Source organism: Variovorax sp. P4_D9 (assembly GCF_056401695.1).
The window spans coordinates 1-7,421 of the sequence record NZ_JBFUIU010000449.1; the positions used below are offsets into that span (position 1 = coordinate 1).

At 67.8% G+C, this 7,421-nt stretch carries 8 protein-coding genes; 4 read left to right on the forward strand and 4 right to left on the reverse strand.

All coding sequences use genetic code 11. The annotated features are described in order from the left end of the window. The coding region (locus AC1DY5_RS34705) for a transposase (RefSeq protein WP_478118916.1) at positions 1 to 293 on the forward strand (293 nt) is incomplete at its 5' end. A gap of 268 nt (positions 294 to 561) precedes the next feature. Here the strand turns inward: AC1DY5_RS34705 and AC1DY5_RS34710 are convergent. Next, positions 562 to 1,551, reverse strand: a complete 990-nt coding sequence (locus AC1DY5_RS34710; RefSeq protein WP_478118917.1) for a Bug family tripartite tricarboxylate transporter substrate binding protein — start codon at positions 1,549 to 1,551, stop codon at positions 562 to 564. Further along, positions 1,548 to 2,648 (reverse strand): adenosine deaminase family protein, encoded by a 1,101-nt coding sequence (locus tag AC1DY5_RS34715; RefSeq protein ID WP_478118918.1) that lies wholly within the window; start codon positions 2,646 to 2,648, stop codon positions 1,548 to 1,550. The genes AC1DY5_RS34710 and AC1DY5_RS34715 overlap by 4 nt, the downstream gene beginning before the upstream one ends. 82 nt (positions 2,649 to 2,730) lie before the next feature. Between AC1DY5_RS34715 and AC1DY5_RS34720 the strand changes: the two genes are divergently transcribed. Further along, the gene (locus AC1DY5_RS34720; RefSeq protein WP_478118920.1) at positions 2,731 to 3,645 is read left to right on the forward strand and encodes a LysR family transcriptional regulator; all 915 of its coding nucleotides are present in this window, start codon (positions 2,731 to 2,733) and stop codon (positions 3,643 to 3,645) included. A gap of 6 nt (positions 3,646 to 3,651) precedes the next feature. On the opposite strand, the gene AC1DY5_RS34725 is transcribed toward AC1DY5_RS34720, so the two are convergent. After that, positions 3,652 to 4,869: a polyhydroxyalkanoate depolymerase gene (locus AC1DY5_RS34725; RefSeq protein ID WP_478118921.1), complete on the reverse strand. Its 1,218-nt coding sequence runs from the start codon at positions 4,867 to 4,869 to the stop codon at positions 3,652 to 3,654. A gap of 103 nt (positions 4,870 to 4,972) precedes the next feature. Between AC1DY5_RS34725 and AC1DY5_RS34730 the strand changes: the two genes are divergently transcribed. Beyond that, positions 4,973 to 5,629 (forward strand): glutathione S-transferase, encoded by a 657-nt coding sequence (locus tag AC1DY5_RS34730; protein ID WP_478118922.1) that lies wholly within the window; start codon positions 4,973 to 4,975, stop codon positions 5,627 to 5,629. 21 nt (positions 5,630 to 5,650) lie between these two features. Here AC1DY5_RS34730 and AC1DY5_RS34735 read toward each other — a convergent pair whose 3' ends face one another. Further along, complete coding sequence (locus AC1DY5_RS34735) at positions 5,651 to 6,007, reverse strand: DOPA 4,5-dioxygenase family protein (RefSeq protein ID WP_478118923.1); 357 nt, start codon at positions 6,005 to 6,007, stop codon at positions 5,651 to 5,653. 389 nt (positions 6,008 to 6,396) lie between these two features. Between AC1DY5_RS34735 and AC1DY5_RS34740 the strand changes: the two genes are divergently transcribed. Further along, the coding region (locus AC1DY5_RS34740) for a PA0069 family radical SAM protein (protein ID WP_478118924.1) at positions 6,397 to 7,421 on the forward strand (1,025 nt) is incomplete at its 3' end.

A 7,421-nucleotide genomic window follows, 5' to 3' on the forward strand; every position in this document is an offset into this window, starting at 1 on the left:
AGTACACGCTGCACAACTCGGCCACCCCTAGCGAAGACAGCTACCGATTGATCACCACCCTGCTCAACGCCGATCAAGCACCGGGCCTGGAGCTGGCGGCGCTGTACCACGAGCGCTGGGAAATCGAGGGTGTGTTTGACGAGTTCAAGACGCACTTGCGTGGCGCCAGCACCGTGCTGCGCAGCAAGACGCCGGACCTGGTACAGCAGGAGCTGTGGGGGCTGCTGCTGGCGCACTTCGCCGTGCGCGTGATCAAGCGAAAAATGCCGCAAGCAGCGGCTGTTCCCCCCTGAGCGCATCGGAAGTTGGCGCGACGCGCTGCTCGCCGAGATCGGCCGCGGCCGCTGCGTGAGCAGCCGCGGCCGCCACAACCCGCGAGGGGTCAAGCGCAAGATGAGCAACTTCAAAGTGCGCCGTCGCGGCGCCGAGCTCCACCGCAGACATGAGCCGACGCCGGCGTTGCGCGTGTTACGTATCTGAACAGTATTGCCCCTAGGCGCCCACCCCCTACCGGGGGCGACGGCGGCGGCCAGGCTGCGCCGGCCGGGGAGAGACGGTCAATCATTCTTTGATATTGGCGGCTTGCACGATCTTTTGGTTACGGGCGTATTCGGCTTTGACGAACTGGCCCAGGTCCTCAGGCGAGCCGCTGCCGGGGATGGCGCCTTGCTCCTGCAGCTTGGCGCGCACTTCGGGGTCCTTCAGCACCGCGTTGAGTTCCTGGTTGAGGCGGTTCACGATCGGCGCCGGTGTGTTGGCCGGGGCGAAGACCGCGGTCCAGCTCACCATGTCGAAGCCCTTCAGGCCCGGCATCTCGCCGAAGCTCGGCAGCTGCGGGAGCGCAGCCAGCCGCTGCGCGCTGGTGACGCCGAGCGCCCTCAGCCGGTTGCCGCTCACATGCGGGATGGCGCTGGTGCTGACCAGCATCGCCAGGTCGACCTGGTTGCCGATCACGTCGGTCGCGATCTGCGCGCCGCCGCGGTAGGGCACGTGGGTCACGAAGATGCCGCTGCGCTCCTTCAGCAGTTCCATCGCCAGCTGCAGCACGGTGCCGACGCCCGAGGTGGCGTAGTTGTACTTGCCGGGCGAGGCCTTCGCGAGTTTCACGAAGTCGGCGAAGTCCTTGACCGGCAGGCCGGGGCGCGCGACCAGCACCATCGGCGCCGTATTCAGCATGCCGACCGGCGCCAGGTCCTTGAGCGGATCGAACTTGAAGGCGGCCGGGTTGATGAGCCGGCCGATCGCGATCGCGCTGTCCGGCCCGGCGACCAGGGTGTAGCCGTCGGGCGCCGCATTGGCCGCCTTGGCCACGCCAATGGCGCCACCCGCGCCGGTCACGTTCTCGATCACGACCGATTGCTTGAGGCGTTCGCCCAGCTTGGTCGCGACCAGGCGGGCGCTGTAGTCCACGCTGCCGCCCGCCGAGTAGGGGACGATCAGCGTGATCGGCTTCGCGCCGGGCCAGGACGGCGGCTGTGCCAGGGCGGCGCCGGGCAGCGCGGCCAGCATCAGGGAGGCGAGAAGCAAGGGCTTGGCGATGGGATTCTTCATGGGTTGAGCGAGGAAGGGGCTTGGGAAAGGCCGGCGCGCAGAGCGTCGAATTCGGCGCTCCACGCGCTGCGCCAGTGGCGGCGCTGCGTGTCGTCGATCCAGGCGCCGTCGAGCCCGTTGTGCATGAAGCCGCGCAGGTCGTCGAGATCGAAGCCGAAGTCGCGCACCATCATCAGCCAGGCCCCGGTCGGCGTGACCTTGTGAAGGGTCGGGTCGTCGGTGTTCGGGTGGATCCGCAGGCCCAGGCCGGGCATGCGGCGGATCGGGTGGTCGAGCGCCCAGCGTTCCGGCGGCAAGGTGCGCAGGTAGTAGGAGTTGGTCGGTACCACCGTGAAGATCACGCCGCGCTCCGCGCACTCGCGCGCGAACTCCGGCCGGTCGACCACGGTATAGCCGTGGTCGATGCGGTCGACCTTCAACAGGTCGAGTGCGGTACGCACGTTGCTCCATGGCATGCCGAACTCGCCGGCGTGGGCCGTGGTCTTGAGGCCGGCGCGCCGGGCGTCGCGGTAGGCCTGGTGGAAGAGTTCGGGCGGCCGGTCGACCTCGCGGTAGTCGATGCCGATGCCGATCACTTCCTCGCACCGGTTCTGCGTCACCCACTGCACCATCTCGACGGCCGCGTCGGGGCTGGCCTCGCGGTCGATCGCGGCGATCAGCCGGCCGGCGATGCCGAACTCGCGCTGCGCGTCGTGGATGGCGTTGACGATCGCGTCCTGCGCCTGGTGGTAGCCGATGGCGGAGGCGTGCACGGTGCCCGTCGGGTTCCAGAAGAACTCGCTGTAGCGGACCTGGTGCGAGGCCGCATCCTGCAGATATTCGAAGGCGAGCCGGTGCAGGTCGTCGGCACTGCGCACCAGTTGCGCATCGAGCGCGCGCAGCACCCGCAGCACCCCGACCGGCTTCTCGCCGCGGGTGTAGAAGCCCTCGATTTCGTCGTCGCCCAGCGGGGAGCCGGCGCGGCGGTTCAGGTCAGTGAAGGTGGCGTGCCGGACCGTGCCGAACAGATGGCAATGCAGCTCCACCTTCGGGATCGCGCGCAGGAAGGCTTCGAGGGTGCCCGGGGCGGCCGTATCGGTGGTATCGGTGGTGCGCATGCCGGTCAGTCTAGAAAGGCCTTTGAAATAAGGAAAATTTTGAATTTCTATAATTTCATTCATTCAATTGATTGCCAGATCGATGTCTTCCCTGCCCCTGCGCGCGTTGACGCTGCGCCAGCTCCAATGCTTCTCGGTGCTGGTGCAGGAAGGCCAGTTCGGGCGCGCCGCGCGCCGGTTGTCGATCACGCAGCCGGCGCTGAGCAATGCGATCAAGCAGATGGAGAAGCTGCTCGGGGCTGAGCTCCTGAGCCGCTCGACCCATCGCCTCGCGCTCACGCCGGTCGGCGCCGAGGTGCTCGCGCGCACCGACTACCTGGTCAACACCTTCGAGGTCGCGTTGCGCGACATCGAGAGCACGGTGCAGCGCGGACGGGCCTTCGTTCGGATCGGCGTGATCCCTTCGGCCAGCGCCCGCGTCGCAGCGGCGGTGGCCGCCTTCATCGCCGGCGAGGCGCCGCGCGGCGTCGAATTCGACTGGCGTGACGCCCCCTCGAACGCGCTGCTGGCCGAAGTGCGCAGCGGCCAGCTCGACCTGGCCGTGGCCGCCATCACCGAGCCGCCGGGCGGGCTGGCTTGCGTCGACCTGTTCCGCGATCCGCTGGTGCTGGTGGTGCGGCGCGACCACCCGCTGGCGGCGGCCGGCGGCGCGGACTGGGAGGCGATCGGCGATGAACGCCTGGTGCTGTTCGAGAGCGGCAGCATGCCGGCCCTCGGGGATCCGGCCCGCGCCCAGTTCGTGCAGGGCGCGGAGCCCTATCGCGTGAGCTACTCGGAAACGCTCTACGCCCTGGTGCGCGGCGGGCTGGCGCTCGGGCTGATGCCGCAGCTCTATACCTCGTCGCTGCGTGACGACGACCTGGTGGTGCTGCCCCTGGCCAGGCCCCACATCGAGCGCCGCATCGTGCTGGTCTACCTGCCCGGGCCGATGCGCAACGTAGTGTCGCAGGCGCTGATCGCGCATCTGCGCGAGGCGCTGGTGCCGGCTGCCAGCTAATGCCGTCTAGTGCAATTCCTGCGCGGTGTGGATCATCTCCCGTACCCGCGGGTAGATCTGCGTGTTCCACTTGCTGCCGCTGAAGACGCCATAGTGGCCGACGCCCGCCTGCAGGTGGTGGGTCTTGAGGTAGGGGCGCACGCTGGTGCAGAGGTCCTGCGCCGCCACGGTCTGGCCGACCGCGCAGATGTCGTCGCGCTCGCCCTCGACCGTCATCAGCGCGGTGCGGCGGATGGCGGCGGGGTTCACCTTGCGTTCCCCGACGGTGAGCTTGCCGCGCGGCAGGTCGTAGGTCTGGAACACCCGCTCCACCGTCTCCAGGTAGAACTCGGCCGGCAGGTCGTTGACCGCCAAGTACTCGTCGTAGAAGTTGCGGATCGTCGCCGCCTGCTCGAGCTCGCCTTCGACCAGATGGCGGTAGAGTTTCCTGAACTGCTGCTTGTGGCGGTCCGGGTTCATGCTCATGAMGGCGCTGAGCTGCAGGAAGCCCGGGTAGACGCGCCGCATCACGCCGGCATGCGGCCACGGCACCCGGCTGATCAGGTTGCGCTCGAACCAGCCGATCGGGCGGTCGGTCGCCAGCTTGTTCACCGCTGTCGGGTTGATTCGGCAGTCGACCGGCCCGGCCATCAGCGTCAGGCTCAGCGGCGCGGCCGGATTGTCGTCTTCGGCCATCAGCGCGGTCGCCGCCAGCGTGGCGACGCAAGGCTGGCAGACCGCCACCATGTGGGCCCCCGGGCCGATCGCCTCGAGGAAGCTCACGATCTGCAGCGTGTACTCGTCGAGCCCGAAGCCGCCGTTCCATAGCGGCACGTCGCGGGCGTTGTGCCAGTCGGTCAGGTAGACGTCGTGGTCACGCAGCAGGGTGCGCACCGTTTCGCGCAGCAGGGTCGCGAAATGGCCCGACAGTGGTGCGGCCAGCAGCACCTTGGGCTGCACCGCCTTGGTGTTCTTTCGGAAGTGCAGCAGGGTGCCGAAGGGCGCGACCAACGCCACCTCTTCTTGCACCGCCACTTCCTCGCCCTCGCTCATGACGCTATTGATTCCATAGTCGGGCCGCGTGTGGGTGAGCCGCAGGTGGGCGTAGACGTCGAGCGCCGCCCCGATGCGCCGGGCGGCGCTGCGGTCCGACTTGGCCTGCCACACGCCACTGCCGAGGTATTGGGCTGCGAGCCGGGACGGCGACAGCAGGTCGGTGTGTGTTTGGTAGGCCCGGTACAGCATGCGCTGTCCGTAGGCAAGTTGCGGGCCAAGCCGGGGCGGCGCACTGTTCTGGCACAGGGCTTGCACAGTTGCAGCGCCGATCCGGCGACCCAGGAGCTCCCCCATGGCCAAACCCGTCCTCACCATCAGCAGCAAGAACTACGGCGCGTGGTCGCTGCGCGGCTGGCTGATGTGCCGGCTCGCGGGGCTCGACTACAGCGAAAAGGTGATCCCGCCCGACGATCCGGCCATGAAGGCCGAGATGCTGCTGCTGTCGGCCTCGATGCTGGTGCCTTCGCTCGAGCATGCCGGCGTCAAGGTCTGGGACACGCTGGCGATCGGCGAGTACCTGAACGAGATCAAGCCCAAGGCCGGGCTGCTGCCCGCCGATGCCAAGGCCCGGGCCCATTGCCGGGCGATCTGCGGCGAGATGCATTCGGGCTTCAGCTCGATGCGCAGCTCGCTGCCGATGAACGTCAAGGCCAGGTTCCCGCACTTCAAGATCTGGTCGCGCGCCCAGACCGACATCGACCGCGTGGTCGCGATCTGGCGCGAATGCCTGAAGGCCTACGGCGGCCCCTACCTGTTCGGCAAGCAGCCCTGCATCGCCGACGCAATGTACGCGCCGGTGGTGACCCGCTTCATGACTTACGACGTGACGCTCGATTCCGTCTGCGCCGGCTACTGCAACCGCATCATCGAATTGCCTGCGATGCAGGAGTGGATCAAGGCGGCGAAGCAGGAGCCCGAGGAGATTGACGAACTCGACGCCGAGTTCTGAGGGGATGCGCGCGCCGCCGGTTCACACGGCCGGTCGGCGGAACATGCGCAGGTCGAGCGGCCATTCATTGCCCAGCCACATCGCGTGCGCGGTGTGGTCCTGATAGTCGTCGCCCGTGACGCCGTGCACGAAGACGTCGAGCCCGTCGCGGTGCGCTTCGAGCCAGGCAATCACCTCGTCGAACTCGGCGGCGTCGAAGGCGATCTGGCAGCTCCATTGCGGATGCGGGCCGACCAGGCGCTGGTGCACGCGGCCCACCACCACCAGCAACTCGCGCCCCGCGTCTTCGGCGATCCGGCGCACCTGGGCGACCGTGTCGGGGCCGAAGTAGAGGTGGGCGTGGTACTGAGGGTAGAGGTTTTCGGGGCGGCGGGGCATGGCGGGCTTGTGGAAGGGTTCCAGCTTAGCTCGGGACCTTGCGCCGTCAAGTGAGCCCGGTGCCTCAGGTGAATTCGAGAGCAAGGAACAGCAGGTACGCCAGTCCGCAAAGCAGCCATGGAAGAACGATGGCGGCAGCGCATTCGATGCGCTCGAAGGTCGGAAGGGCGCGCTAGCGGTTTCACGAGGGGCGCGCCTTCGCCAGGAGTGGTCAGCGCGCAAAGTCTCGTGAAGGGAAGTCTGCGCGACAAGGCCATCTCAATGAACGAAGGTTCCTTCTCGGAAGAGGAAATCTCCAGGGTCGGCGACACCGGGTTGAAACACGCGCTGGGCACAGGGTCGGAATAAAGATGAAATACTGTGATTTCATCCAGTATTCAACGCGCACCATGGCTGACACCTTCATCCCCGTTCACGCCCTCAAGGGCCGCGGCGCGGCCACGCGCCTGCCGCATCGCTTCGAGCGCGATGTCCGCGCCGCCTTCGACGACGGCTGGGGCACGCTGGAGGAGGGCGACGCCGAAGCCGAGGGCCTGCCGCCGCTTCAGACCGAGGTCCGCTTCGAGGACGTGAAGTCGGTGCTGGGCGAGAACGACTCGCCCGACATCCCTTTCGACCGCTCGCTCAACCCCTATCGCGGCTGCGAGCACGGCTGCATCTACTGCTTCGCGCGGCCCACGCACAGCTACCTGAGCCTCTCGCCGGGCCTCGACTTCGAGACCAAGCTGATCGCCAAGCGCAACATCGCCGAGGTGCTGCGCGCCGAACTGGGCCGCAAGGCCTACCGGCCGAGCCAGATCGCGATCGGCACCGCCACCGATTGCTATCAGCCGATCGAGCGCGAGCTGCGGCTCACGCGTTCGGTGATCGCGCTCTTGAAGGAAACCCGCCATCCGTTCGCGCTGGTCACCAAGTCCAGCGCCGTCGAGCGCGACCTCGACCTAATCGCGCCGATGGCGGCCGATCGGCTGGCGGCGGTCTACGTGACGATCACCACGCTTGATGGCGATCTGGCGCGCAAGCTCGAGCCGCGCGCCGCGGCGCCGCACCGGCGGCTGCGCACCCTGCGCACGCTGGCCGATGCCGGCGTGCCGGTGGGCGTCAGCGTGGCGCCGCAGATTCCCTTCGTCACCGAGGATATGGAGCAGGTGCTTGAAGCCGCCTGGGAGGCCGGCGCGCGCTGCGCCTTCTACACCGTGATCCGGCTGCCGTGGGAGGTCGCGCCGCTGTTCAAGCAATGGCTCGAACTTCACTACCCGCAGCGGGCCGAGCGCATCATGGCGCGCATCCGCGAGATGCGCGGTGGCAAGGACTACGACGCCGACTTCGCGACCCGCATGAAAGGCAGCGGCCTGTGGGCCGACCTGATCCGGCAGCGATTCGAGAAGGCGACCCGCCGGATCGGATTCAACCG

Bases quoted from the DNA above. Each gene is read 5' to 3' on its own strand.
- AC1DY5_RS34710 (WP_478118917.1), bottom strand. From the start codon at position 1,551: ATGAAGAATCCCATCGCCAAGCCCTTGCTTCTCGCCTCCCTGATGCTG.
- AC1DY5_RS34735 (WP_478118923.1), bottom strand. From the start codon at position 6,007: ATGCCCCGCCGCCCCGAAAACCTCTACCCTCAGTACCACGCCCACCTC.
- AC1DY5_RS34715 (WP_478118918.1), bottom strand. From the start codon at position 2,648: ATGCGCACCACCGATACCACCGATACGGCCGCCCCGGGCACCCTCGAA.
- AC1DY5_RS34720 (WP_478118920.1), top strand. From the start codon at position 2,731: ATGTCTTCCCTGCCCCTGCGCGCGTTGACGCTGCGCCAGCTCCAATGC.
- AC1DY5_RS34730 (WP_478118922.1), top strand. From the start codon at position 4,973: ATGGCCAAACCCGTCCTCACCATCAGCAGCAAGAACTACGGCGCGTGG.